The 26,115-nt window shown below is 67.5% G+C and carries 24 protein-coding genes and 1 pseudogene; 10 read left to right on the top strand and 15 right to left on the bottom strand.

The features are described from left to right. Positions 1–108: 108 nt before the first annotated feature. The 9 genes and pseudogenes from carB to BKN51_RS03400 all read right to left on the bottom strand — a co-directional run. Positions 109–444: pseudogene (carB, locus tag BKN51_RS44880) on the bottom strand (carbamoyl-phosphate synthase large subunit); the annotation flags it as partial. Continuing rightward, positions 428–1,687: an MFS transporter gene (locus BKN51_RS03435; protein WP_158255856.1), complete on the bottom strand. Its 1,260-nt coding sequence runs from the start codon at positions 1,685–1,687 to the stop codon at positions 428–430. The gene BKN51_RS03435 and the pseudogene carB, both read right to left, overlap by 17 nt. 23 nt (positions 1,688–1,710) lie before the next feature. After that, positions 1,711–2,529 (bottom strand): inositol monophosphatase family protein, encoded by an 819-nt coding sequence (locus BKN51_RS03430; protein ID WP_101606230.1) that lies wholly within the window; start codon positions 2,527–2,529, stop codon positions 1,711–1,713. Next, positions 2,526–2,984 carry an NUDIX hydrolase gene (locus tag BKN51_RS03425; protein WP_101606229.1) on the bottom strand — a complete coding sequence of 153 codons (459 nt, stop codon included), beginning with the start codon at positions 2,982–2,984 and terminating at the stop codon, positions 2,526–2,528. Before BKN51_RS03425 ends, BKN51_RS03430 begins: the two co-directional genes overlap by 4 nt. Continuing rightward, a complete protein-coding gene (locus BKN51_RS03420) occupies positions 2,981–4,153 on the bottom strand; it encodes a DegT/DnrJ/EryC1/StrS family aminotransferase (RefSeq protein ID WP_101606228.1) in 1,173 nt (390 codons plus the stop codon). Before BKN51_RS03420 ends, BKN51_RS03425 begins: the two co-directional genes overlap by 4 nt. 31 nt (positions 4,154–4,184) lie before the next feature. Next, on the bottom strand, positions 4,185–5,174 hold the full coding sequence (locus BKN51_RS03415) for an NAD-dependent epimerase/dehydratase family protein (protein ID WP_101606227.1): 990 nt from the start codon (positions 5,172–5,174) through the stop codon (positions 4,185–4,187). Further along, positions 5,171–7,465, bottom strand: a complete 2,295-nt coding sequence (gene hypF / locus BKN51_RS03410) for a carbamoyltransferase HypF (RefSeq protein WP_233224310.1) — start codon at positions 7,463–7,465, stop codon at positions 5,171–5,173. Before hypF ends, BKN51_RS03415 begins: the two co-directional genes overlap by 4 nt. Before the next feature lie 70 nt (positions 7,466–7,535). Next, the gene (gene hypE / locus BKN51_RS03405; RefSeq protein WP_174720388.1) at positions 7,536–8,561 is read right to left on the bottom strand and encodes a hydrogenase expression/formation protein HypE; all 1,026 of its coding nucleotides are present in this window, start codon (positions 8,559–8,561) and stop codon (positions 7,536–7,538) included. Positions 8,562–8,617: 56 nt separating this feature from the next. Next, positions 8,618–9,208, bottom strand: a complete 591-nt coding sequence (locus tag BKN51_RS03400) for a cysteine hydrolase (RefSeq protein ID WP_101606225.1) — start codon at positions 9,206–9,208, stop codon at positions 8,618–8,620. Positions 9,209–9,661: 453 nt separating this feature from the next. Between BKN51_RS03400 and BKN51_RS03395 the strand changes: the two genes are divergently transcribed. Continuing rightward, positions 9,662–10,231: a hypothetical protein gene (locus tag BKN51_RS03395; protein ID WP_101606224.1), complete on the top strand. Its 570-nt coding sequence runs from the start codon at positions 9,662–9,664 to the stop codon at positions 10,229–10,231. A gap of 51 nt (positions 10,232–10,282) precedes the next feature. Here the strand turns inward: BKN51_RS03395 and BKN51_RS03390 are convergent, their stop codons facing one another. After that, positions 10,283–11,380 carry an FAD-dependent monooxygenase gene (locus BKN51_RS03390; protein ID WP_101606223.1) on the bottom strand — a complete coding sequence of 366 codons (1,098 nt, stop codon included), beginning with the start codon at positions 11,378–11,380 and terminating at the stop codon, positions 10,283–10,285. Positions 11,381–11,473: 93 nt separating this feature from the next. On the opposite strand from BKN51_RS03390, the gene BKN51_RS03385 reads away from it, so the two are divergent. Continuing rightward, on the top strand, positions 11,474–12,106 hold the full coding sequence (locus tag BKN51_RS03385; protein ID WP_101606222.1) for a TetR/AcrR family transcriptional regulator: 633 nt from the start codon (positions 11,474–11,476) through the stop codon (positions 12,104–12,106). 640 nt (positions 12,107–12,746) lie between these two features. Here the strand turns inward: BKN51_RS03385 and BKN51_RS03370 are convergent. Continuing rightward, positions 12,747–14,288: an FAD-dependent oxidoreductase gene (locus BKN51_RS03370; protein WP_101606221.1), complete on the bottom strand. Its 1,542-nt coding sequence runs from the start codon at positions 14,286–14,288 to the stop codon at positions 12,747–12,749. A gap of 129 nt (positions 14,289–14,417) precedes the next feature. Between BKN51_RS03370 and BKN51_RS42955 the strand changes: the two genes are divergently transcribed. Beyond that, the gene (locus BKN51_RS42955; RefSeq protein WP_146044454.1) at positions 14,418–14,699 is read left to right on the top strand and encodes a hypothetical protein; all 282 of its coding nucleotides are present in this window, start codon (positions 14,418–14,420) and stop codon (positions 14,697–14,699) included. Positions 14,700–14,882: 183 nt separating this feature from the next. On the opposite strand, the gene BKN51_RS03365 is transcribed toward BKN51_RS42955, so the two are convergent. After that, complete coding sequence (locus BKN51_RS03365) at positions 14,883–15,611, bottom strand: GntR family transcriptional regulator (RefSeq protein WP_101606220.1); 729 nt, start codon at positions 15,609–15,611, stop codon at positions 14,883–14,885. Positions 15,612–15,739: 128 nt separating this feature from the next. Between BKN51_RS03365 and BKN51_RS03360 the strand changes: the two genes are divergently transcribed. From BKN51_RS03360 to BKN51_RS03350, 3 genes are read left to right on the top strand one after another with little or no spacing between them, the layout of a single operon-like run. Further along, the gene (locus tag BKN51_RS03360) at positions 15,740–16,597 is read left to right on the top strand and encodes a fumarylacetoacetate hydrolase family protein (RefSeq protein ID WP_101606219.1); all 858 of its coding nucleotides are present in this window, start codon (positions 15,740–15,742) and stop codon (positions 16,595–16,597) included. Position 16,598: 1 nt separating this feature from the next. Next, entirely contained in the window at positions 16,599–17,522 is a 924-nt protein-coding gene (locus BKN51_RS03355) for a VOC family protein (RefSeq protein WP_101606218.1), read from the top strand. A gap of 30 nt (positions 17,523–17,552) precedes the next feature. Continuing rightward, positions 17,553–18,068, top strand: coding sequence for an SRPBCC family protein (locus tag BKN51_RS03350; RefSeq protein ID WP_101606217.1), 516 nt, complete (start codon positions 17,553–17,555; stop codon positions 18,066–18,068). An 87-nt stretch (positions 18,069–18,155) separates the two neighbouring features. On the opposite strand, the gene BKN51_RS03345 is transcribed toward BKN51_RS03350, so the two are convergent. After that, complete coding sequence (locus BKN51_RS03345; RefSeq protein ID WP_146044455.1) at positions 18,156–18,497, bottom strand: TetR/AcrR family transcriptional regulator C-terminal domain-containing protein; 342 nt, start codon at positions 18,495–18,497, stop codon at positions 18,156–18,158. Between the two features lie 694 nt (positions 18,498–19,191). Between BKN51_RS03345 and BKN51_RS03335 the strand changes: the two genes are divergently transcribed. Together BKN51_RS03335 and BKN51_RS03325 are read left to right on the top strand one after the other, a co-directional pair. Beyond that, a complete protein-coding gene (locus tag BKN51_RS03335) occupies positions 19,192–20,724 on the top strand; it encodes a trypsin-like serine protease (protein WP_101606214.1) in 1,533 nt (510 codons plus the stop codon). Between the two features lie 1,992 nt (positions 20,725–22,716). After that, entirely contained in the window at positions 22,717–23,040 is a 324-nt protein-coding gene (locus BKN51_RS03325) for a hypothetical protein (RefSeq protein ID WP_158306849.1), read from the top strand. 20 nt (positions 23,041–23,060) lie between these two features. Here BKN51_RS03325 and BKN51_RS03320 read toward each other — a convergent pair whose 3' ends face one another. Further along, a complete protein-coding gene (locus tag BKN51_RS03320; RefSeq protein ID WP_101606236.1) occupies positions 23,061–23,675 on the bottom strand; it encodes an HAD family hydrolase in 615 nt (204 codons plus the stop codon). 245 nt (positions 23,676–23,920) lie between these two features. Between BKN51_RS03320 and BKN51_RS03315 the strand changes: the two genes are divergently transcribed. Then, positions 23,921–24,175 carry a hypothetical protein gene (locus BKN51_RS03315; protein WP_146044446.1) on the top strand — a complete coding sequence of 85 codons (255 nt, stop codon included), beginning with the start codon at positions 23,921–23,923 and terminating at the stop codon, positions 24,173–24,175. 213 nt (positions 24,176–24,388) lie between these two features. Here BKN51_RS03315 and BKN51_RS03310 read toward each other — a convergent pair whose 3' ends face one another. Continuing rightward, positions 24,389–25,117, bottom strand: a complete 729-nt coding sequence (locus BKN51_RS03310; RefSeq protein WP_101606209.1) for a TetR/AcrR family transcriptional regulator — start codon at positions 25,115–25,117, stop codon at positions 24,389–24,391. Positions 25,118–25,209: 92 nt separating this feature from the next. Between BKN51_RS03310 and BKN51_RS03305 the strand changes: the two genes are divergently transcribed. Further along, complete coding sequence (locus BKN51_RS03305) at positions 25,210–26,094, top strand: NAD(P)-dependent alcohol dehydrogenase (RefSeq protein WP_335645063.1); 885 nt, start codon at positions 25,210–25,212, stop codon at positions 26,092–26,094. Positions 26,095–26,115: the final 21 nt, after the last annotated feature.

The following is a 26,115-nucleotide window of genomic DNA, read 5'->3' as shown; positions in this document are numbered from 1 at the left end:
GAACTTCTCCCAGCCGGGCACGGACGTTTCCGGCACCATCTCGGCCCCCGCCCGCCCGGCGATCCGGGCGAGCTCCTCGGGATTCTCGCCTGCCAGGATCGCGTCGATACCGGTGCCGATCAGCTCGACGCCGTACCGGGTCAGCACCCCGGACTCGTACAGGGCGACCGTGGTGTCGAGCGCGGCCTGCCCGCCGAGGGTGGCGAGCAGGGCGTCCGGCCGTTCCCTGGCGATGACCTGCTCGACCGTGCCGGGGTCGATCGGCTCCAGGTAGGTGGAATCGGCGAACTCCGGATCGGTCGTCATCGTCGCCAGGTTGCTGTCGACCACCGTGACCCGCAGGCCCGCCGCCTTGAGCACCCGGCACGCGGCGGCGGTATGGCGGAGCACAACCGGACCGGAGCCGATAACCAGCACCGACCGCGGTTCAGGAGGCCGCGGCATGGGTGTCGTCGGGGGCGGGCCAGCGTCTGCCCGCTTCCCAATAGGACTGGACCTCGTCCAGCGACCGGCCCTTCGTCTCCGGAGCGAGAAAGAACACGAAGATCCAGGCCAGAGCCGTGATGGCGAAGAGGACGAGGAAGGTCAGCAGGCCGCCGATGGCGTTGAGCACGTCGAGGAAGAACTGGGCCACGAACAGGTTCGTCGTGAGATTCGTCAGCAGCATCACCGACGCCCCGGCGCCTCGAAGGTGATCCGGGAAGCCTTCGGCGGCGAAGACCCACACCAGCGCCCCGAAGCCCGAGTTGAAGCCGACGATGAAGGCGATGAGACCGAGAAAGCCGACCACACCGGGAGAATCGGTGGCGAAGCCGATCACCAGCAGCGCGTGTCCCAGCCCCATCAGGGTGGTACCGGTGAGCAGCACCGGCCGCCTGCCGAACCGGTCGATCGTCAGCGCGCAGACGAGCGCCGCGGCGGCACCGGCAAGCTGGACGAAACCGGGCAGGACGAGCAGTCCGAAGTCATCGGTGTAGCCGATGTGCTGGAAGATCCGCGGGCTGAAGAAGACCATCGCGTTGATGCCGGTGGCCTGGACGAAAAAGCCCAGTGTGACGACGAAAAGCGTGAGTCTCCGGTAGCGGGGCCCGAAGATCGCGCGCACGACGCCCACCTGGCGTGCGGCTCCCTCCCGCCGGAGCTGCCGCCAGCGTTCGGTCTCGGGCAGCCCCAGCAACCACAACGCGGTGGCGAGGGCGAGGACGCCGGGAATGGCGAGCATCAGCCGCCATTGCCCGCTGTCCGCGAGGAAGTAGCCGCCGAAGTAGCCCATCGCGATCCCGACGGAGGTCGCCACCTGGTAGAGGACCGCGATGCGCCCGCGAGCGCGCGTGGTGGCCGATTCGGCGATGAAGATCGGGGTCGTCACGATGGCGATGCCGATCGCGGTGCCCTGCCCGAACCGGCCCGCGCCCAGCCACAGCGGATTCGCCGCCGTGACGGCGATGCCGGTGGCCACCAGGTACAGGAGTGTCAAGCCGAGCAGGGTCTTGCGGCGGCCGAGGGCGTTGACGAGCTTGCTGCCCACAACGGCGCCGACGATCCAGCCCGCCGCCGTGGCGGCGTACAGCGAACCCTGCTGTGTCGTCGTGAGGTCGAAGTGGTCGGTGACCAGCAGCAGCGCGCCCGCCATCGCGGTGGCGTCGTAGCCGCAGGTCAATCCCAGGATCAGGGCGAAAATGCTCACTCTGGCGTCCTGCGAGTAGCCCCTCACGCCGGGGCCGCCGCTTTCAGCGCGGTCATCACGGCGGGATGCACACCGGCCGAAGCCAGGCAGACCTCGAAGACCCGATCCGCCTTCGTCAGCGGGTCGGTGAGATCCAGCGGTCGCCCGTCGAGATCGGTGCAGACCCCGCCGCATTCCCCCAGAACGCACAACGCGGCCGCCACGTCCCAGATCCGGCAGCTGCGATGCACGAACGCCCCGTAAGCGCCGTCGGCCACCATGCAGATGTCGAAGACGCTGTTGCTCATGCGGACGCCGAGGCACGCCGTACCGAGTGCCGCGGCGAGCCTGCCTTCGGCGGCCATCAGGCCGGGCGGGCCCTTGTCCATTCCGAAGGCCACCAACGACTTCTCCGGACCGGTGGCCGGGAGCGGTCCGAGCGGCTGCCCGTTGCGCGTGGCGCCCTTGCCGGCTTCGGCGACGTAAACGGTGTCGAACGACGGCAGCGCGAGCCCGCCCGCGAGGACGCCCCCGGCGCCGACCGCCGCCATCATCACCCCGTAGAGCGGGCTGCCCGCGGCGTAATTGCTCGTGCCGTCCAACGGATCCACGATCCAGGTGACCTCGTCGTCGCCGGGGGTCGCCCCGCTCTCCTCTTCCAGGATCGCGTGCCGCGGATACCGTTCCCTGATCCGCCCGGTCAGCAGCGCGCCGACGGCGAGGTCCGTGTCGGTCACGAGCTGGTTCACGTCCGACGGCTTGACCGTCGTCTCGCCGGTGCCCCGCATTCCCACGGCCACTTTGGATGCCTCACGAAGGCAGGTCTCGATGAACTCCGCGAATCCGGGATCCGGTCCGGTCATGGCGCGACCTTGGCGTATTCCGCGATGATGGGCTGCTCCGGAGTGATCACGGTGTCCGGGATCTCGTCCAGCCCGAAGAACCGCCAGGTGCTGTTCTCCGCGGTGTCCAGGACGATGGTGGCGTCCTCCGGCAGGCGGGCCACGTACGCGGCGGTGATGTTGTAGATCTCGTCGCCGTGCGGATAGCGGTAGTAGTACTCCGCTCCGGAAAAGAGCCCCAGCAGGTTCAGGTCGCCGATCTCCAGGCCGATCTCCTCCTTGACCTCCCGCCGTCCGGTCTCCTCGAACGACTCCCCCGGCTCCATGAGGCCGCCGGGCAGCCCCCAGCCGCCGGTGTCGACCCGCTCCAGCAGCAGGACGCGGTCGGCAGGATCGGTGATCACGACCGAGGTCCCCGGAAGGATCAGCGGCCGGGTTCCGACCAGTTTCCGCAGTTCCGCCACGTAGTCGTTCACGATGCTCTACCGCCTGCTTTCTGTGCTGTCGCGGATATTTCGCGGATGAGGTCGCAGATCTCGTCGACGACCCCCGCGGGCATATGAGAGTAGAGCGGCAGCGTGATCATGCTCGAAGCCAGTTCTTCGGTCACCGGCAGCTCCGCGACGGCGGGGACGTCCCGATAGGCGGTCTGCTGGTGCAAGGCCGGGCTGAAGTACTTGCGAGTGCTGACGTTCTCCTGCGCCAGCCGCTCGGCCAGTTCGTCGCGGGGCATCCCGAAGCGGGTGGCGTCGACGCGGATCCCCAGGTCCTTGTACGAAGTCGCGGCGCCCTCCGGAATCGTCTGGAACTCCAGGCCGGGCAGTCCGTCCAGCCGGGAGCGATAGCGCTCCGCCAGGGAACGCCTGATGCCGATCCAGTGGGAGAACCGGTTGAGCGCGTGTACGCCCATGAACCCGGAGACCTCCGTCATCCGGCCGTTGAGTCCGGCGAACCGGCTGTCGTAGTCGCCGGGATTGCCGTATTCGCGTGCCATCCTCAGCTTGGCGGCGAGAGCGGCGTCGTTCGTCGTGATCAGCCCGCCCTCGCCGGTGCTGAGGGTTTTGGTCGGGCTGAGGCTGAACACCTCGGCCACCCCTTTGCTGCCGACCATGCTCCCGTCGGGGTAGCGGCTGCCGAAGCCGTGCGCGGAGTCGAAGACGAGCGGAATCCCCCGGGAGTCGCACAGTTCCTGCAACGGACCGGCGTCGCACGGGACCCCGAACGTGTGCACCGCCAGCACGGCGGCCGCTTCCGGCAGGAGCGGGGCCACGGCCTCCGGGTCGAGGGTCCAGGTGCGGGGATCCGAGTCGGCGAACCGGATCCCGTGCCCTGCCCAGCGGAGGGCGTGGCCGGACGCCATGAAGGTGAAACTCGGGACGACGACGTCACCGGTCAGCTCCAGGCAGCGGAACACGAGCATCAACCCGGTGGTGCAGTTGCTGACCGCGACCGCGTGATCGACCCCCAGGTACACGCTCGCGGCTTCCTCGAATTCCCTTACGTACCGCCCGTTGGTGAGCATCCCCGACTGGAGGATCTCCTTGACGGCCAGCTCCATCTCGGCATCGGCTTCCACGGTCGGGCGGACCATGGGCACGAGTTCGGGAAAACGTCTCGGCCGGGTGTTCGGGCTGAGGTCGGTCATGGTCGGGCTCCTGAGGGTGGAAGACGGAAACTCACGCCGAGACCGGGTCAACGCGCTGGGCCACCGCGGTCAGGTAGTTGCTGTAGCGAGGCGAGGCGAAGTCCGAGTACTTCCCTTCGCGCATGGCGTCCCGGATCTCCCGGGCGGTGTCGACGACCCGGCGGCTCGGGGTGAAGCCCAGTTCCCGCCGGATGGGATCGAAGTTCACCCGGTAGTTCCGTGGATCGGTGTGCTCTTCGAGGATCTCCATGCGGACGCCGTCGATCTCCTCGGCGATCAGCTTGCCGATGGAGTCCATGCGGTAGTTCTCTTCGCCGAAGCCGCAGTTGTAGATGCTCGGGGCGGCGGGCCGGTCGTCCTGGAGCACCAGGTGCACCGCCGCGGCGGCGTCCTCGACGTGCAGGAAGGGCCGCCACTGGGTCCCGCCGTGCACGGTGACCCGGCCGTGTTCCACGGCGTTCGCCGTCATGATGTTGACGGCGAGGTCGAACCGCATCCGCGGGGAAAGGCCGTGGATGGTGGCGAACCGCAGCAGACGAGGAGAAAGCTCGTCACGGGGCAGGGAGAGCAGGTAGTGCTCGGACAGCACCTTGGATTCGGCATAGACCGACTGGGGCGCCATGGGTGACAGGACGCCCACTTCCGTGTCCGCCGTGAATCCGTAGTTGCTGCAAGTGGAAGCGAAGACCAGCGACCGGATCCCGGCCCGCCGGCACGCCTCGGCGACCCGGATGGTGCCGAGATAGTTGACGTCCCAGGCGGTGTCCGTGTCGACGCCGCAGGCCGGATCGCCCACGATCGCCGCCAGGTGCACCACCGCGTCCACCCTGTCGAGGGCCTTGTCCCAGGCACCCGTGTCGAGGACGTCGCCGTCGATGTAGGTGACCCCGGGCAGTTCGAGTTCCGGACCGCCGACCAGACCGTTGTCGACGACCACGACCTCTGCCCCGGTTCGGCAGAGTCGCCTGGTCAGGACCGATCCGATATACCCTCGCCCGCCGGTGATCAGGTACTTCTTCATCGCGCGTCGTCTCCCAGCCTGGCGTCGGCCACCACGATCTGACCGAGCGAAATGCCGCCGTCGTTGGTCGGCACCTGCTGGTGGCAGTACGGGTCGAATCCCGCCTTCCGCAGCTCCACCATGCAGTTGACCACCAGGAACTCGTTCAAGAAGACGCCGCCGGAGAGCACCACCCGGTGCGTTCCGGACTCCCGGAGCGCCTGGCATCGGTCGACGACCATGTCGACCACGGCCGAGTGGAAACGACGGCTCAACGTGGCGGAGTCCAGCCCCGCCGCCCGGTCCGCGGCGAGCGCCCTGATCACCGGCCGAGGGTCGATTTCCCGGTCGTTCAGGCCGAATCGGTACCGGTGTTCCTGCTCGGCCATGGTGAAGTCGCGTTCGAGCAGACCCTCCAGCTCGATCGGGCCCTGCGCCTCGTATTCGGCGTGTGTGGTGATGGCGAGCAACGCGGCGACGCCGTCGAACAACCGGCCCATACTGGACGCGGGTGGAGCGTTGATCCCACGCTGTGCCATGGTCGCGAAGACGTGCCGCGCCTGCTCGTCGAGGGTCTCCAGCACGGGAAAGGCGTTGACCGCGGCGGAAGTCTCGCCGAACGCGTCCAGCGCCAGCGCGAACCCCGTCCTGATCGGTTCGGTGACCGCCTTGTCGCCGCCCAAAAGCGGCACGGTCCGCAGATGCGCGACGCGACGTGCATCGCGATAGCCTCCGACGAGGAACTCGCCACCCCAGATGGTGCCGTCGTCGCCGTAGCCGGTGCCGTCGAAGATGACACCGATGGTCTCGCCGTCGAGCCGGTTCTCCGCCATACAGGAGGCCATGTGCGCGTGATGGTGCTGGACCGGGACGACCTGCTCGAAGGTTTCGCCCTGCTCCTGAAAGGCGAACCGGGTCGCGCGGAACTGCGGATGCAGGTCCACCGCGGCGTGCCGCGGATGCAGGTCGTGGAGATCGGCGAGATGACGGACGGCTTCCCGATGCGCGCTGAAGGTCTCGTCGTTCTTGATGTCGCCGATGTGCTGGCTGACGTAGACACGTGAGCCGCTGCTCAACGCGACGGTCGTCTTCAGCTCGGCGCCATAGGCCACCAGCGGCGCCAGTTGCGTGCCGACCTCCACGGGATACGGCGCGTAGCCGCGGGACCGGCGGATGAAACCGACCAGTGGCTCGCCGAGTTCGGGATGCTCGGAGTACCGGACGATCGAGTCGTCGACCCGGACTTCGATGTCGCGGTCGTTGTAGAGGATCAGGTCGGCGACGGCGAAGAGCTGCGCCAGCGCGTCTTCGTTGCGGTACACGATCGGGTAGCCGGAAATGTTGCCGCTGGTCATGACCAAGGTGTCCAGTCCGGCGTGGTCGAGCAGAAGGTGGTGCACCGGCGCGGAGGGGAGCATGACGCCGAGATTGGGGTTACGCGGGGCGATCTGCTCCGGCAGCCCCGGGGATCGCTTGCGCAGCAACACGATCGGCCGGGCAGGCGAGAGCAGCAGTTCGGCCTCGGCGAGACGGACCTCGGCGAACTCTTCGACGGTGCCCAGATCGCGGGCCATCACCGCGAACGGCTTGGAATCACGCCGTTTGCGGGTCCGCAGCCGGGCGACCGCCTCGCCGTCACGGGCGTTGACCGCGAGATGGAATCCGCCGACACTCTTGACCGCGACGATGCCGCCCTCGGCGAGCGCCGCCGTGGCCGCGGCGAGCGCTTCCTCCCCCGAAGCCGCCTCGCCACCGGTACCGGCCAGCAACAGCCGGGGACCGCAGTCGGGGCAGGCGTTGGGCTGGGCGTGATAGCGACGGTCCAGCGGGTCCCCGTACTCGGTGGCACACGGGCCGCACATGGTGAAGCCCGCCATCGTGGTGACGGCCCGGTCGTAGGGCAGCTCGCGGATGATCGAGTACCGCGGGCCGCAGTTGGTGCAGTTGATGAACGGATACCGGTAGCGGCGGTCGGCCGGATCACGCAGCTCGGCGCGGCAGTCTGCGCAGACGTAGGAGTCGGCGGGCACGACCGTGGTCCGGAGGCCGCTGTGCCTGCTTTCCCTGATGGTGAACCCCTCCGGGCGCGCCTCGGCCTCGGGCAGGTCGTTCACCTGGACCGCCGTGACCCTGGCCTGGGGCGGCGCCTGCGTGCTGAGGCCTTCGGTGAAGCGGTGCACCTCCTCCGGCCTGCCGGTGACCTCGATCAGCACACCCTCCGGGTCGTTGAGCACCCAGCCGGTCAGGTCGCAGTTCAACGCGAGCTTGTAGACGAAGGGCCGGTACCCCACGCCCTGGACCACCCCTGCCACGCGAATACTCCGCCGGACACTCACATCACTACTCGGCATCTCGTCACCTCCCCGCTCAGCACTTCACTGATCAGCACAGACGCGGCAGCTCGGCACCCTGAAGTTCCTCGACCACGGAATCCCGTCCGTCCGCGTCGCGCCTCAGCACGATCGGATCCGCGTCTCCGGTCACCTCGCCGATCGTCGTCGCCTCGGCGCCGTACTTGTGCGAGCGGAGCACGGCCAGGACTTCCTGCTCCGCCGCCGGATCGACGAACAGGCACAGACAGCCTTCGTTGGCGGCGTGAATCGCGTTGATTCCCAGCATGTCCGCGGCCATCACGGTCTCGAACTGAATGGGCAGCCGGTCCTGTTCGAACCGGACGGCGTGCCCGGACGCCCTGGCGTACTCGTGCAGGACGGCGGCCAGCCCGCCGCGGGTGACGTCCCGGACCGAATGCACCGCGCCCTCGCCGACCGTCGTCAGCAGCGTGTCCATGAGCCCGTTGAGCGGCGCGCAATCGCTCAGTACCCGCTGCTCGAAGCCGAGGCCCTCGCGGATCGACAGCAGGTGCACCGTGTGGTTGCCGATCGGTCCGCTGAGGATCACCCGGTCACCGGGCCGGACGTCGCGCATCCGCAGCGGCGCGCGCTCGAAGACGCCGATGCCGGCGGTGTTGAGGTAGATCTGGTCGACCTCGCCCTTGCGGACCACTTTGGTGTCACCGCAGACGATCTGGACGCCCGCCTCGAGCGCCGTCTCCCGGATCGACGTGCACACCTGGTGGAGCCGGGCCATCGGCAGCCCCGTCTCCAGGATCATCCCGAGTGTCAGGTAGAGCGGCCGCGCGCCGACCACGGCGAGGTCGTTCACCGTGCCACAGACCGAGATCTTGCCGATGTCCCCGTTGCCGAAGAACGGCGGATCGGCCACGAACGAGTCCGTGGTCATCGCGATCCGCCCGGCGGGAAGGGACAGCATCGCGCTGTCCTCCATCTCGCCGATGTACACCTCGCCGAGTGTCTCGACGACGAAGGAGATCAACTCACCGCTGAGCTTGGCTCCGCTTCCGTGGTCCAGAACGACCTCGTCGAGGCCGGTCACCGAGTCTGCCATCGGGCGTCCTACCTTCCTTTCTTCGAGCGAGGGCCGGAAGCCCTTTCGGACAGTGCTCAAGGAAGGGTCTTGACGACCATTCGGGGCAGTTCACCCTTGATGTCGAGGGTTTCCAAGATCTCTTTCGAGCTCGCGACCGTGGCGCAATACCCGGCGAGCCAGGCGAGGGAACGGTCACGATCCGCCGTCTTGTCGGAAACGACGCATTCGGCGGGCACCCAGACGTTGTAACCACGGAAGAACGCGTCGGCGGCGGTGGTCTGGACACAGATCTGGGTCTGCAATCCGGTGACCACGACGGTCTCGACACCCTCCGCCTGAAGCAGATCGTGCAATTTCGTCTCGTAGAAACCGCTGTCCTTGTTCTTCTCCACGACGACGTCGCCTTCACCGAGGAACGCGGGGAGAATCGCCGCACCTTCGGTTTCGCGTTGCAGCGGCAGGGTTCCGTCCGCCCGGCGGTTCGCGTTCGGGTCGTCGGGCAGGTTGATCAGCTGCAGGTGGTAGACCGTGTGGCCGCGGCGCCGCATCTCGTCGAGGAAGGCGATGTAGTGGGGCTGCGCGTCGGTCATCACCGCTGTGCGTTCGGGGGTCAGGTAGACCACGTCACCCTGAAGATCGTTGGTGATGACGGCGATTTTGCCCATGACAGCTCCTTGTCGAGAGGAATGACGAATAGAGAAAACACCCATGAGACACAGAAAACGATCCAGCAGGATCGAACAAAGGAGTCCCCAGAGAGCGACCCAAGGCCGCAAACGAATCCCGTCAGAAAGACTCGCTCCCCCAGTCCCCCTTTATTTTCACATTCCCGCCCAGCCGTTCAATGGTCGAGACCACTGACACACCTTTGTCTACCCAGCGAATGTCACCGTGTCAAGCCCCGAATTCGGCGCCGAAAGATCAATTACCCGACCTTCGGGGAATTCCACAGATTTCCGTCCCGTCACATACGGATACCCGCGTCGACGAGGGCCATCACGCATCCGCGACAGCTCCGAAATCCGTAGTGCGACAAAAGGATCAAGCCCTTCGGGATACCTGCTTCATCAGTCATCGAACGACTTCGCCCACCTCCCGGAACCGATTACTTACAACAAATGGCTCACTCCTTTCGTCTCCTGGGGAGCCACGCACGGGCGAGCGGCTTGCCGACGGTCGGCGTCGGCGGAGCGGTCGACGAGGCCGCCGCCCGTCAGGCCTGGGGGAAGTACTCGCCCGCCGAACTCGCCGTCGCCGCGGCGGCGATCGACGCCCTGCCATACGTGGTGCCCGCGGCGACTTCTGCGTCCAGGGCGGCCCGTGCCTCGGGTGGCACGCCCACGCAGCGCTCCAGCACGGCCTCCGGTGCGCCCTTGGTGATGAGAGTCGATACGCCCGAGGTGCCGCGGGAGATGACGGACATCGAGCGGGTGGGTGTCCAGTCCGGCCGCGATCGAGCCGAACCGGGTGCGAGCACCGATGGCGACCACGACGCCGGCACCGGAGCCCGCGCGGACCACCGTTCCCATCAGCGCCGCGCCGGGGCGGCGCACCGGGTCTCCTGGGCGATCTGGAGGTCTTCCCTGGCGGCGATCACCAGGGTCCGTATCGCCGATCCCGTGGCGGTGAGGTCGGTGTCGCCGTGTGCGGACCGGTTGCGTTCCGGGTCGAGGGTGACGCCCAGGTAACCGAGGCGTTTTCCCTTGGCTGACTGCCGCGGTTGACGGCACGCGGCCGATTCAGGTGGCGGGTGCCGTGGTGAGCATCCAGTGGCCGAAGGCGGCGTAGCGTTCGGCGGACTCGGCGGCGCCGTTGGCGTTTTCGACCGCTTCGGAGTGCTCGCGCACCTTCTCGAACCGGGAACGACGGGCGCTTTCGTAGCGGGCGAGGGCCTTGGCGATGTCGGACTCGTCGGCGAGTTCGGCGCGCAGCACTCCGGCGTCCTCGATACCGAGAGTGCCGCCCGCCGCGATGTGCGGGGACAGGCCGTGCGCGGCGTCGCCGATCAGCGCGACCCGGGCCGTGGTCCAGTGCGACAGCTCGGGGACGCGCATGATCTGGTTCTCCAGGATCGACTGCTCCGGGGTGGCGGCGATCATCTCCAGCAGCTCTTCGTGCCAGCCGGACTCGGCCACGTTGCGGGCCCGCCACAGCGCCCGTTCCCGTTTGCTGCCAACGAGTTCGCCCGCGTCGAACTGGCCGACCCACCACATGGTCCGGTCGTGGGAGACCCGGGTGTACCCGCCTCGGGTCCGCCCGGGGCCGATCGTGACCATCGTGCCCTCCGGCCGCTCGTGGCCGACGGGCAGCACCGCCCGCCAGGCGTAGTTGCCGACGTGCTCGACCGCCGCGCTGCCGGGCACCAGGGCGGCGCGCACGTCGGAGTACACCCCGTCCGCGCCGATCAGCAGGTCCGCCCGCAACGGCGCGGCGTCAGCGAGGTGCACCTCCACCTGGGTGTCGTGTTCGGTGAAGCCGGTGACGTGTGCTCCCAGACGGATCCGGTCCCGGCCGACGGTGTCGGCGAGCAGGTTGTTCAGTTCCGGCCGCGGCACCATCAGGAACTGGTAGGCGGCCGTGTCGTAGCCGGTCGCGCGGATCGGGCGTCCTGTCGGGTCGTAGCACCAGGCGTCGACGGCCTCGCCCAGGCCGCGGACGTCGTCCCCGATGCCGAGGGTGTCGAACTCCCGCAGCGCGTTGGGCCACAGGCCGATGCCCGCCCCGGCGGCTCGCACCTCCGGCGCGTGTTCCAGCACGGTGACTTCGTGTCCGATCAGCCGCAGCGAGGCCGCGGTGGTCAGTCCGACCAAACCTGCCCCGACGATCACCGTGTGCATCGTTCGTTCCCTTCGTTCTTCATGCGGCCGACCGTAACACTAACGGTTAGTGTTTTGAAACAGCTACTCTTTTGTAGCTGATAGCATCGGCGAGTGACCGTGCCGCCAGGACGTCGTGAGCGCAAGAAGGCCGCGACCCGCCAAAAGATCGCTGACACCGCCCTAGGGCTGTTCCTGGAACGCGGGTACGACGCGGTGGGTATCCGTGATGTGGCCGCCGAGGCCGACGTGGCGGTCACCACGCTCTTCTCCCACTTCGCCTCGAAAGAAGCCCTGGTGCTCGAGCAGGACCGGGACTTCGAGCATCGCCTCACGCAGGCGGTCGCCGGCCGGGCGCCGGGCGAGCCGCTCATCCCTGCGCTGCGCCGCGAGATGAGGGCCATGGTGCGACATTGCGCGGCGGAGGGCGCCGCTCCGATCTGGCGCATGATCGACGGGCCATCCGACCTGCGGGAGTACGAGGCGTCGATGAGGCTGCGCCACGCCGAGTCGTTGGCAACGGCCATCGCCGCCGATCTGGGCCTGTCGCCGGCTCCCACGGCCTGCCGGACCATCGCGCGGTTCGTGATCGACGCCCATTCGCCGGCCCGCGAGGCGGCCGATCCGGATGCCGCGGTGGACGAGATCTTCCGCATGATCGAGGCGGCCTGGGCCGTCACCGGCTCCTCTCGACATGGGCGAGAGGCCGTCACTCCAGGAAAGGCACCAGCCCATATCAGCCGCTGATCAGCGAAGCCTGCTCTGCGCCAAGGCTCCGACCCGCCTCGATGCGGTAGACCTGTTGATGCGCACGCGACACAGTCCAGGACCGACTCACGTCAAGGCGATCCGTCGCGCCCTGGCGAGGTTGGCAATGAGGTCGTTACGGGTCTGGTGCTCGTGCGCGAGCCACGCGGGTTGACCGGGGCCGCTGAGTGCCAGCCGGCCGGAGGTGCCCGCGGTGGTGAGCCGGGGAGCTTGGCACACCGAAGATTCGGCCTTCGATGCGTTGGCGCCTGCGCTGCGGAGCACCCAGGGCGCGATGCTGCACGCCCGGAACTCTGGGGCGCTCGACGATGCGCTCACGGCCGCCAGCCCGCGCATCTTCGGTCATCACTTTCATGGCACACTGGACCACTCACAGGCGAGGGGCACCAGCGTGCCGTAGGCCCCGGTGCAGCTAGCTGGACACGAACTTCGGCACAGCAGCGCAAACGGAGCCCAATCGCGGTCGACGCCGAGGCGGACAGACCCCAGAAAAGACAACATCCCCGCAGGTCAGCGGGGATGTTGACGTTGTGGGCCGCCTGAGGCTCGAACCCAGAACCTACGGATCAAAAGTCCGCAGCTCTACCATGTCAGCCCGTGTCAATCGACGCCTCGGCGGTCAAGCGCTCCGGCTGACGCCGACCCGGTCCAGGTAGTCCCGCACGGCAGTCCTGCTCGCGCCGGGTGCGCGCAGCGCGAGGTAGCCATCAGGCCGCACCAGGACGAGGGTGTCCCCGGTGACGCCGTACGCGGTCCGCGCGTGCCCTTCGACGTCCACCAGATCGGCACCGCTGCCCGGCGCGCCGACCGACACCGGCTTGATTAGTCCACTGTGGACGGTACCGACGTCCTGCAGTGGACCGGCGCAGGACGCGCCGAAGCCGAGCAGGGTGAAATGCGGGCCGCGGAAAGCGTCGAACAGCCGCCGTGGCGTGCCGGAACTGTCCACGCAGGGCGCGTCGGGCGCACGATCACCGGCTCGCGGTCCATTCCCTGCGTCGCCGTCGACGGATAGCGAGCTGGCCGGGTAGCCGAGCCCGAGCTGCTGGCCGTCCGGAGGCGCGCCGTCCGCGATGTCCGTGCTGCCACCGTTGACGAACCGCTCCGCGATCCTGCGCAGCCCCTCGGCACTCACGCCGAGCGTCCACGCGGCGACCGGGAGCCGCTCCTCCTGGTAGCTGTCCAGCAGCGTCTGCCGCGCGCCGGAACACACCATGGCGAGCTTCCAGCCGAGGTTGTACGCGTCCTGGATGCCGGTGTTCATGCCGAGGCCGCCGGCCGGCGGATGCACGTGCGCCGCGTCGCCGGCCAGCAACACCCGGCCCACCCTGAACTGGTCGGCCATCCGCACGTTCACCCGGTACGTGGACAGCCAGGTTGCCTTTGAGAGCCGGATGCCGTGCTCGCCGGCGAGATCGTCCACGATCCGCCGGAAGTACGGCAGCGAGGGTTCGGGGAGACTGCCCTCCGCGCCGAAGTCGCTGAACGGTACGGCCTGCAGTTGCCAGGACCGCTCGTGGCGGAACGGGCACAGGGCCAGGAACCCGCGCCGGCGGACGGTCCACTGGTACCAGGCGTCCGGTTCGATCCCGCTGAGTTCGACGTCCCCGAGCAGCATGGCCTGCTCCTTGTTCTCGCCCTCGAAGCGCACGCCGAGTGCCTTGCGCACGGTGCTGCGGCCGCCGTCGCAGCCGACCAGGTAGCGCGCAGCCACCCGCTCGCCGGTATCCAGCACGGCATGCACACCGTTCGCGGACTGGCTGAACTCGGCGAGGCCTGCGGCCAGTTCCACCCGCACGCCGTCCTCGGCGAGCCGCGCGCGCAGGGTCCGCTCGATCCGCCACTGCGGGATCAGCAGCCCGCCGTCGTAGGGCCGATCCGGTGTGGGTGCCCGCTGGGCGTGCGGGTCGGTCTCGGCAACCAGGTCGCCGTCGAGGTACCGCCTGTGTGGCAGGTGCCGGAACCCGTGGTGCAGCACCTCGTCGGCGACACCGAGGTCGTCCAGCACCTCCTGGGTGCGTGCGGTGAGCCCCTTGCCGCGCGAACCGGGGAAGTGCTCGCCGGCTCGGTCGACGATGCGCACGTCGACGCCCCGGCGGGCCAGCTCGATGGCCAGCGTGAGCCCGGTGGGTCCGGCGCCCGCGATCAGGACGTCGGTCATCGGTCCCCGTCCTGGCGCACTGCCGGCGCCGATGCGGCATGCATGCCCGCCATCACACCCTCCCTGATCCCGTGCGGTCACTGAAGCGATCGGCGGTGACGCTAGCCGGTTTCCGGGCAGGGTGTCCTGGTGCTGGAGGTGGAGATCGGGTGGAGATCTACCTGGGAAATCTCCACCGCGGTTCCTACCGCGAACCGACGACACACCCGGGGTGGTGTTCGTAGCGTCGTCATCAACGGTTATGCCGTCGCGATAGTGACCATCGAAGGAGCACCGCTCATGTTGATCGGATCCCTGCTGAGTGCCACTGGCCTGTTGTTCGGTGTGCCCACCGTGGTGTGGGTGACCGTGGCTGTCCTCGCCGTGGTGGGCGTGGTGGCCTTCAAGATGCGGAAACGCCGGCGGCGTTAACCACCGGACTCCTGCTGGATATGCCCGTCCGCGGTGACCCATATGCCTGTCACATCGATATCGCCTGTCATACCGACCAGCGTCGGCAACCGGGACAGGCAATGACAGGACGTGTGGTGGCCGGGTGTGCGGCACCCTTCCAACCGGATGGACGGCGCCCTATTGCGGTGCGCATGAGGTGATTCACGAAGTGTTCGTCACCGAGGACCGCGAGGCCGATTCTCCCCCGACCTGGTTGGGCTGATCGGGCGCACAGCTGATCAACAGCCGGGCGGTGTGCGCGATGTGGTCACGCAGCAGTTCCTGCGCGTGGTCGGCGTCGTGCGCGAGAACGGCGTCGAGCAGTGCTCGATGCTCGGCGGCGACGTCGCGGCCGGGTTCGTTGCCGAGGGACACCGACCACTGCCGGTACAGCTCGGCCTCCTGCCGCAACGACCGTGCCGCGTCGAGCAGCCGCTGGTTGCGGCAGCCGGCCAGCAGCGCGTGGTGGAAGGCCGCGTGTGCCTGCGACCACTCGTCGGACAGGTGGTCCGGATCGGCCGGGTCGCGATACGGCGCGCGTTCCAGAAAGTGGTGCGCGGCAACGGCATCGGCCTCCCAGCGGGTGTCGCCTTCGCGCACCGACAGCCCCAGTACCAGGGACTCGATCTCCGCCCGCGCCTGTGTCAGTTCGGCCAGATCCTGATGGGACAGCGGCCGGACCAGGTAACCCTGACGCGGCCTGGCCACCACCAGCCCTTCGGCGACCAGCCTCGTCAGCGCCTCGCGGGTGGCACCGACGCTCACTTGGTAGCGGTCGGCCAGGTCCGGGAACTTGAGCCGGTCGCCCGGAACCAGCCGACCGGCGAGGATGTCGGCGCGCAACGCCTGGTGGATGCCGTCGGTGCGGGTCGCTCCGCCGCTCTTGGTCATGCCCCCAGTCTAGCACTTTACGAATCTTGGTTGAACTTTCGAAAGTTTGGGTCTAGTTTCGAATTTAGCTCGCAGCCCCTTCAGCCGCACGAGGAGTCGTGCACGGCCGGATCCCGAAAGGTGCAGTCATGAAACTGGCCAATGTGGACGGACGCGCGGTCCTGCTGACCGCCGACGACACCGGAATCGACGTCGAAACCGCGTCGGGCGGCAAGTTCGGCCCCGGTCTCGTGTCCGTTTACGAGAACTGGGACGGGTTCCGGGCCTGGGCGCGACAGCCGCCCGCCGAACCCGGCGTCGTCTTCACCCGCGCGCAGCTGGGTTCTCCTTCCCCTGCCCCGCGGCAGATCGTCGCGATCGGCCTGAACTACGACGCCCACGCCGCCGAGTCCGGTTTCAAGGCACCGGAAGGACTTCCCCCGACGTTCACCAAGTTCGTCTCCGCGCTGACCGGCCCCGACGCGGAGGTCGTGCTACCGGCCGGTGGCGACGTGGACTGGGAGGTGGAACTCGTCGCCGTCATCGGACGGACCGCCACCCGCGTCGCGGAATCCGACGCGTGGGGCCACGTCGCCGGGGTGACGATCGGACAGGACCTCTCCGAGCGCGTCACGCAACTGGCCGGCCCCGCCCCGCAGTTCAGCCTGGGTAAATCCTTCCCGAACTTCGCGCCGGTCGGGCCGTGGCTGGTCACGCCGGACGAGCTGGCGAACCGGGACGACCTGGCGCTCGGCTGCGCGGTCGACGGCGAGACCGTGCAGGACGGGCGCACCCGCGAACTGATCTACCCGGTCGCCAGGCTGGTATCCGCGCTGTCGCGGACCATCACCCTGTATCCGGGCGATCTCGTCTTCACCGGGACCCCGGCGGGCGTGGGCATGGGCCGCACGCCGAAGCGGTTCCTGCGAGCAGGCGAACACCTCGTCAGCTGGATCGAAGGCATCGGTGAGATGCGCCAGACATTCGTCACCGCACAGGAGGACTGACATGGGCATGCACCGCCTCACCCAGGTCACCATGGGTGTCCCGAACGTCGCGGAAACCATCGCCTACTACTCCGAGTTCGGGCTCACCCACCTCGGCGACGGGGCCTTCAGTACTCGCGAAGGCGGCGAGCAGCTACGGGTCCGGCACGCCGCATCACGACGATTGCTCCAACTCGGGGTGGGGGTCGACGATGCCGACGACATCGCACGGACAGCGTCACGGCTGGATCGCCTCGGCGTGGCAGCCGGCACGGACGGCACCGCGGTCACCGCGATCGAGCCGGTCGCCGGGTTCACCGTCCGCGTCGAAATCGCGCCGAGAATCCTGCAGCGGCCCGTCCCGGCCACCCCCTACAACGGGCCCGGCCGCATCGAGCGATTCGGCCGCGCGCCCGGAGTGCTGCGCGAGGACCCGGTCCGGTCCAAGAAACTCGGCCACTGCGTGGTGGGCACGACCGATCTCGAAGCCACCATGGGGTTCTTCACCGAGGGACTCGGTTTCAAGGTCAGCGACTACATCGGGAACAAGGGCGCCTTCATGCGCTGCTCGGTCGATCACCACAACGTGCTGGCGCTCGCGGCACCGGTGAACTTCCTGCATCACACGTCCTGGCAGGTCGACGACATCGACGACGTCGGACGAGGCGCGGCGGCGATGCTGACAGGCAACCCCGAGCGACATGTCTGGGGCCTCGGCAGGCACCACGCGGGATCCAACTTCTTCTGGTACCTCAAGGATCCGGCGGGCAATTTCAGCGAGTACTACGCCGACATGGACTGCATCCCCGAAGACGAGATCTGGACCCCTGAAGTCTTCGAGGGCGCCCAAGGCCTGTTCAGCTGGGGCCCGCCCCCGCCACCGTCGTTCCTGGAACCGGACGACCTCGCCGCGCTCATGACCGGACAACACGCACCCTCCCGGTGACCTCGCACCTGATCAGCAAAGGAGAAAGTCATGCCAGTGGAACTGTATGTACCCCAAATCCCGGACAATCTGAACATCCGGTTCGTCGAAAACCGCATCGTCATCAACCGCCCGGCACAGGCCGTGTACGACTGGGTGACCACCTGGTCGAACCTGCCGAAATGGCTGCCGATGGCCCTCGGCACCGAGGTGCGACGCGGCACCGAAGGCGTTCCCGCCGAGATGGGCGACGTACTGCTCGAGACCATCCGGCCGGAGCTGAACGAGAAGCCGAAGCTCTACACCGTGGTGGCGCGGGTCCCCGGAAAGCTGTGGACGGTGGTCGGCCGGGACGTGCTCGACGACGGCTCCCTGGCCCCGGCGATGCACGCGATCGCCACCTTCACCACGTTCGACCTCGGAGACGGAACGACCCTGTTCTGCCGCCTGTTCGAACGACTGGTCCCGGACACCGAGCCGCCCGGCCCGCACCCGGTCGAGGACCCGGTACGCATCCAGCCCGGCCTGGAACTGATCAAGGCACACCTCGAGGGCACGGCCGGATGACGTCGGCAGGTGTTGATCGTGCGGAATCGAGGCGTTCGCTCGATCGTCGGTCGGCCCCGTAGGAGCACGACTGACGGTAGGCGCAGCTCAGGACGGGAGCGCGGCCGAGACCACCTCGCGGATGGCGGCCAGGTCGACGGCGTCGGCGGTGAGCAGGGTGCGGATCAGCCGGGGAAGCACGGTGCGGCCAAGCAGGTCCTGCGCGAGCGTGTCCGCGCGAGCGGTGTCGAAGTGTTCGGTCAGGTAGCCGGCCAGCCGAGCGTAGGTCGTAGCGAACACGGCGTCGAAATACGCCGTGGAGCTGCCGGGCAGCCGCTCGGCCTCGGCGATGTTCAGGCGGCAGATTCGCACCTGGGGATCCCAGGTCATCAGCTGCAGGAACCGGCCATAGAACAGCGTGACCGACGCAGCGGCGGCCGAGCTCGACACGGCGGCCGCCGCGCTGCGCAAAGCCGCGGCCGGCGCACCCGGAAGCGCCCCATGGGGGCAACAACGCGCAGATCCACAAAGGACACAACAGTCAGTCGTCCGGCAGTGGTACCTCCGGTGGTGGTGACGGCGCCTCCGGCGGTAGCGCAGATGGCGGTGGCGGTGGCGGTGAATCGGGGCCGAGCGGCCCGCCGCCCACCGGAGAAGTCCGCGACTGGATCACCGAGGCACTGCGCATCCTGCGCGAATACGGCGTCGACATCAGCTCGATCGATCCGGCCGACCTGGCGGCCATCATCCAGCACGAGTCCGGCGGCAACCCACCACCTGTTCACCACACTCATCAGCCGACCCGTTCTCGATGCCGCGCACCGGATCCGCTGCTCAAGTTGGCGCAGACGCCACCAATACCGAGCACAGCAAGGCCACTACCAGCGACAATCGACCCACGAACCATGACCATCACGAACTACGACTGGAGTACTAGCCCACGCTGCAACAACGACGCCGCGGGCACCACAACCGGTAAGCGCGCAGAGCAGTCGCCTACCTGATTCGTCGATCTGTGGTCATCGCAACAGAGACGTCCCCATGCCGTCCGCCGGCACCTCGCATGCGCTCTTAGTGAATCTTGTGACAGAACGATGACACAGCGCTAGCGCTGCGCGGACATCCACCGAACAGGCTGAGGTGCATGCGAAGTCGTTCCCTCCTTGTCTCGGCCGGCGCGGTGGTCGCGCTGGCCGCGACCTTCCTGACCACCTACAACGCGCAAGCCATCGTGGGCGGCACCAAGTCCGCCAAGGCGTACTCGTTCATGGGCTCGTTCCAGCCGTCCCACCCCAGGCCGCCGCGCGCTGACGGACACGGTTGCGGTGTGGAACTCCTTGCGCCGCAATGGGTACTGACCGCCAGTCATTGCGCGGGCAAGAACCCGACCAATGCGAAGAACGGCATTCCCCAAGGCTGGAAAGTCCGGATCGGATCGCTCGGCACCACCGCCGGGGGCAAGGTCGCCGAGGTGGACCACTACTACCGGCTCGCGACCAGTCATGACGAAGGCGGCTTCTGGGGCAAGGACCTCGCGTTGATGCACCTGCGCGCGCCCGTACACGCGCGGCCCGTGCCGATCGCATCCAGCACGCCCGCGGACGGTACCCCGACTCGTATCCTGGGCTGGGGCATGACTTGCGACGAAGACAAACCGGAGTGCTACCCGAACAAGCTGCGCGAAGCCGACACCGAGGTGCAGCCGGCCTCGAAGTGCACGGTCGCCTCTCCAGGCGAGTTGTGCATCGGCAGTCTCGATGGCGCCGTCGGTGCGCGGAACATGGACTCGGGCGGGCCCGCGCTGATCCGCCAGGGTGGCGGCTGGGCGTTGGCCGGCGTGGTCAGCGGCCCCAGTTCCGACGGGGAGCCGGTGCTGTACACCGACGTCACCAAGCACGCTGACTGGATCAACGGCATCATCAGCGGCGCTACCGTGCCCGCCGATGACGTGATCCCGAACGTGGAAGGCGCGGTGGATCTCGCCGGCTGTTCGGGCTCGGTGGTCCGCACTGCCGCCTCTCGTCCGAACGATCCCGCGCTGCTGCTCACCAATGGGCATTGCGTGCAGGGAGACCGTCCCGCGCCGGGCGCCGCGCTCGTGGATCAGCCCGCCGACCGTGCTGTGTCGGTCGCCGACGCTCAGGGCTACCCGCTTGTCTCTGCCCGTGCGGATCGTCTGGTGTACGCGACCATGACCGGCACCGACATCGCGCTCTACCGGTTGGACCGGACTTACGCGCAGCTGGCAGCGAAGGGCGCCAAAGTCTTCCAACTCGCCTCCACGCCCGTACGGGCCGGCGACCCGTTGACCCTGGCCTACACCAGCAGCCGTCTGGGCTGTACCGCCGAGACCGTGGTGCCGCACCTGAAGGAAGGCGGCTATCAGTTCGAGAACTCCATTCGCTACGCCACCAGCCCGCAGTGCCGGCCGTTCCACGGCATGTCGGGTTCGGCACTCCTGTCGGCTGACGGCTCCACCGTGGTCGGGGTGCACAACACGCACAACGACGGCGGGGAGGCGTGCAGCGACAACAACCCGTGCGAGGTCGGGGCGGATGGAAGCACGACCTCGGTGCAGGGTCGCTCCTACGGCCAGCAGGTCGATGGGATCGCGGCCTGCCTGAGCGCCGACTCCCGGCTGGACCTCGCCCTGCCGGGATGCGCGTTGACCAAGTGACCAGGTCTTCGACTAGGCCCTCGACGCTGCGCCCACGCCTCGTACTTTGGCCCACCTGACGACGCCGAACTCGTCACCTACGAACTGGCTCACCGCGTGCAAGCTGTCACGATGAAACTGTCGGTGCTGCTGACTATCCTTCTGCGTTTGGGCACAGGGAGGGGATGTGGGGCGGGTGCGACAGGAGCAGAAGTGAAACCGCCGAGCAGGACATGTTGCTTGACGAACCGCGGGAAGACAACACTCTGGCGGAGGTCGCCGCACGTCACCAGCGGTCGGCCGGTGCGATCTGCGCAAGGCCGAGAATCTCGTGACGCCCGAACATGAGTTTCTCAGCGGCGAGGAGTTGTTCGTGTGGGCACGATCAGCGGTGCGCGCGTGGCCCCACGATGGGTCGAGGGCCGGGTGAGTGCCCCGGTCGTCTACCCACCCTGACTAAGCCTGCCGAACAGGCAGCAGAGAACGACAGGAGTGGACGCCGGCACGGGTGCGGCCGGCGACGGCCGCACCCCGTCGTGAGTTCCTTGCGATCTGGTCGTCGAGGCGAGAATGTGTAGCTGCCTGGAAGAACGAGTTCGGGCTGGTCTACTGGGCCAGCTGTCGTTCGATGAGCCGGTCAACCCGCTCTCGGCCTGTCAAGTGGCTGCCCAGAGCCCTTTTCACACCGGTTAACCTGGAGCACGGGTGCGCACCCAACTGCACCGTACCGCACTGAGGTGCATCAAGCTTCCTTACTTACAACGGTTCTGACGTGCATGCGTTGTAAAATCACAGGTCAGAGCCACTGTCCAAACCAGACTGGCAGCGACGGGGTCACGAGTGCTGTTCTCGCAGGTCCGGAAGCTGTCAATCTGAGCAACTCCGAGTTGCTCGCGCGACGATACGCACCACCGAAGCCGCTCCAGCGATAGCCGTTCGATTGAGACAGCAAGGACAGCGCTCAGCCGCAAGTGAGCCGGAGGAGCGCGGATTCCCTGCTGCTCGATTCAAGGCAGGGCTCGCCGGAATTGAGGCGCCGCTTGACCAGCCGCCAACCTCGGCGGCCAACACAGGGCCCGCGCGCCGGATTTCGCTACCGCTTGTGCGGTGCGACAGGTAAGCACCGGACAAGGGTCGAAATCGACACTAAAGCGCCCCCCTTGAGCCCGGACACGAAGAAAGTCCAGGCCACCGGCCTGGACTTAAGCTCCCCGCTTGGACTCGAACCAAGAACCCTCCGGTTGACTGATCCCCGTCGGTACCTGGTCTCCACCCGACGCCGGGTCGTTCGGTTGTGACGAGGAAGCAGAAAGATTGCTACACCACCAACCGGCACCGCAGAACACTCCTCCACCTATGAGCACCCCGGAGCAAACGGAGACATAACGGAGCCCAGTCGCGATCAACGTCGAGGCGAAATTGCCGCCGAAGGACCAACATCCCCGCAGGTCGGCAGCGATGTTGACGTGGTGGGCCGGGTCGGGCTCGAACCGACGGCCAAGGGATTATGAGACCGCAGATCCGGCATGTCAGCCAGTGTCGTCGAATGCTAAATTCTGCCGGTTTGTGCAGGTCAACGCCAGTCTGAGCCCGGGCCGAGTGTCGCTGCGTGTCGGCCTGTATCGGGCTCCACGTCGGCAACGGAGCCCAATCGGAGACAGCGTAGGGCACGAAATCCGCAGCACATTGACGTCCGCACCGAGGCCAGCTGCAGGGCAGCGGTGACGTCAAAGCCCGAGTGCGCGACACGCTCGGGATCTCGAACACCCAGCTCCCAGTCGCTCAGATCGAACGCTCGGCAGGTTCTTCAAGGCACGAAACGCAATCGGGCACGATCTTGACTACGAAGACCCGTCGGCGCCAAGCAGCCGGGCACGGTGGCCTCGGAAGATGAAGGAAGTCCGCGACGACTGCGACGCGGTGCTGGCGGTTGTCGCGACGATCATCCGCGCGACAGCGACCAACGTGCGGACATGCCGCTGAACGGTGGCGTCCTGGGTCTTGCCGCAACAGATGGTGCTGATGGTGACGGTCTCGGCGCGCAACATCGAGACCCTCAAGAAGCTGCCGACCGAGCACCTCCTCGTTGGCAACCGCGCGATGGGGCTACGGCTGGTCAAACGGCACCGCGGCGCGCGCGGTTGGTTCAACACCGCAACCTGGGAGATCGGGTACGCCCATCGTCGCCTGCACACCCCGGGCAGGCTGTACGCGCTGCTGCACCGTCCGATGGACCGTGGCCGCACCTTCACCGGCAGCGGCACAGTCCGGTCAGTCTGGGGCAGCAACATCAGACGTCGGCTCATCCATGCACGGCTCGAGCACGACACTCGTTGAACCCGGATGGGGACACCTGTTCAATCACCGGCTGGAGTCAGCAACTCCTCGATCTCGGCGATTACCTGAGTGTTGTCCTGGTAGTGGATCCCGCGGATGCCGACTGCACAGGCAGCGGCGATATTGGGCTCTAAATCGTCGAGGAAGATCATTTCCTCGGGGCGGACCTCGAGTCGCGCGCAGCTGAGCTCGTAGATCCGTGGATCTGGCTTGCTCATGCCGACCTCGTGCGAGTAGACGATGTCATCCACGAGGTCCTCGAACCCGTATGCGGCCTGCTCCCGTTCCCGGGCGCCGACGAAGCTGTTGCTCAGGATGCCGGTCCGATAGCGCGGGCGCAGCCCCCGGCAATACTTGATCAACTCAGAGTTGCCGGTGCCCAGATACTGCCCCCAGAAATCCGCCATCATCGCATCGGCCTTGTCCCTGGCAACGCTGAATCGATCGCCGATCGCCTGACGCACCTCGTCCTCGGTGACCCCGCCAATGGCCCCGGCCGCCCAGACATCCGCCAGTCGTCGACCGACCTCGCCCTCTACGAGACCGAGCCTGGCCTCCCACCGCCTGCCGACTCCAAGGTCGGGCGCGATCTCCAGTACGTCGCCGATATCGAACACCACCGCACGAATCGCCACGATCGCCACCCTATCGGCTGCAAACCCCAAACACGGAGGACAACAGTCAACGAACACCTCGCCAAGAACCGTGACGCCGCAGAAACTGGAGGCCATGTGCCGCCGGCAACGCGGCCGTCCACTTTGGACTGTTTGATTCCGCGCCTTGACCGGGCGGTCGAGTGCTGAAGACTGACACGATCACCCGCTAGTCCGTTCCCGCTGATGAATGGATGGACGTGGCCTTGAGGGGCCATAATGGTGAAGTGGATGGATCTGATGCGCCGAAGGTCGAGTGGGTGGTCAACCTTCCGAGCGGGCCGCCGGAGAAGGAGGCCCTCGCACGCCTCGTCGACGCTGACGGCGGCCGGGACGACGCCGAGAACTCCTACTACGAAGCCTTCGCGGACCCCGGATTCATCCGGGTCGAGGCGGCGCAGCGCCGGTTCCGCGGCCAGTACCTCCGACGTCTACGACGCCTGGCGCGACAGGGTGACTGTGCGAGCGCGTTCAGCGATTGATGCCTGACGCTAGTCGCTCTGCGCTGGGTGAAGGATCGGGTCGATCCCGACGAGCGTGGCGGTCAACCGGTCGACGCCGCAGCGCGTCTCGAACATACGAACGAACTCCGTCGAAGACGGCCTGAATGCTCGACGTCCTCATGTCAAGTAGACAACGAGCTGTGACAACAGGCGATAGTTGGCATCTCCCGGCGTTTGTTGGCATGCCGTTGGTCATGTGTGACCGACCAAGTGTGATTGAGCGCTGCAGTTGGCCGGCTGAGTTCGAAGGTTGACCGGCGAAGCGCTCAGCGGGAGTGCCGCGTCGAGTGGGATGGCGGCGGGTCGAGGAAGCGGGGTGGCGCTGTCGGCCCGGAACGCCTGCAGCAGGTAGGCCACGAGCCGGCGGGAGGCGTCCATGGTCGCTTCGGGTGTGCCGGCTCGGATCCCGCCGTTGGCTAGCAGGATGAGTGCGAGGTCGGCCGGGTCGAAGTCGCGGCGCAGTGCGCCAGTCGCCTGTGCGCGATCCACCAGTTCCGCGAACCCCCGTTCGGCCTTCTCGCGCAGCGCCCCGAACTCCGCTACGTGCGGGAAGGCCGTGACGAATGCCCTGGAGAACCCTCGGTCTCGGGCCTGCATCGCGCACACCTGCGCGATCACCTTGCAGAACGCGCGCCACGGATCAGGGTCGGCGAGGGCGGTGTCAAGCAAGCCGACACACTCGCCCATCTGCTCGGCGAAGGCCTCTGCGACCAGGTCCTCCTTCGTCGGGAACCGGCGGTAGAGGGTCGCGACGCCGAGCCCGGCGCGGCGCGCGATCTCGCTCATCGGGACCCCTAGTCCTTCCGCCGCGAACACCTCTCGTGCCGTATCGAGAATCTTGGTCCGGTTGGCGGCCGCGTCCGTGCGCAAGCGAGGCGATGTCGTCGACACCGCTCTCACTTTAAGCGAAGTGGATGACATCGTCCGGTTCTGGCGCTAGAAGTTGGAGCATGCTTTCCACTTCGATGCGGCTTGCGACCTACGACCGGTACGGGCCTCCTGAGGTCCTGTCCGTGACCACAGGGCCCGTTCCGCAGCCCCGCCCCGGCGAGGTCCTGGTCCAGGTACGGGCGGTGTCGGTCAATGGTGGCGAACTCGCGATCCGTGCCGGGCGACTACGCCCGTTCAGCGGTAAGCGGTTCCCTAAACGCATGGGTATCGATCTGGTCGGCGAGGTCGTCGCGCCGGAGAACAGCAGGTTCGCGGCGGGTGACCTGGTCTGGGGTGGGCTGCCCCGGCGGCTGGGATCAGCCGCGGAGTACGTCGCCGTGCCGGCCGAGCGACTTGACCACGTCCCCGCCGGGCTCGACGCGGTGCAGGCTGCCGCGCTGCCCGTCGGAACCACGGCGATCACTGCGCTGCGCGACATGGCCGCGCTCGCGCCCGGCGAGCGACTGCTCGTTAGAGGAGCAACCGGCGGCGTCGGCTACATCGCCGTACAACTCGGGAAAGCGATGGGCGCGCACGTCACCGGGTTGGCCAGCGCGAACAACCTGGACCTGGTGACCGAACTCGGCGCGCACGAGGCGATCGACTACCGCACGCCCGGAGACCTGGGTTCCTTCGACGTCATCTTCGACACCGTCGGCACCGGCCTGCCCACCTTCCGCCGGCTGCTCACCCGGCACGGGCGGATGGTGGCGATCGCGTTCGACCTCGACCGCCCGGTCCGCTCACTGGGCTATATCGCGGCCCACGCGATGCGCCGCGGACGGTGGGTTCGGGGCTTCAGCGGCAACCCGACCGCCTCGCTAATGGCCGAACTGGGCCGGTGGGTCGCTGCCGGGGCGATCCGCCCGCAGGTCGACCGGGTGTTCCCACTGGCCGACATCGCTGCCGCACATCGTGCGCTGGAGCACGGAGGCGTGCAGGGCAAGATCGTCGTGCAGATCGCCTGAACCTGCAGGGCTCAACTGCCC

The sequence above is a fragment of the Amycolatopsis sp. BJA-103 genome (assembly GCF_002849735.1).
Classification (GTDB): domain Bacteria; phylum Actinomycetota; class Actinomycetes; order Mycobacteriales; family Pseudonocardiaceae; genus Amycolatopsis.
The sequence above is the reverse complement of the archived record's forward strand: the minus strand, read 5'-3'. Positions and strand labels throughout refer to the sequence as shown.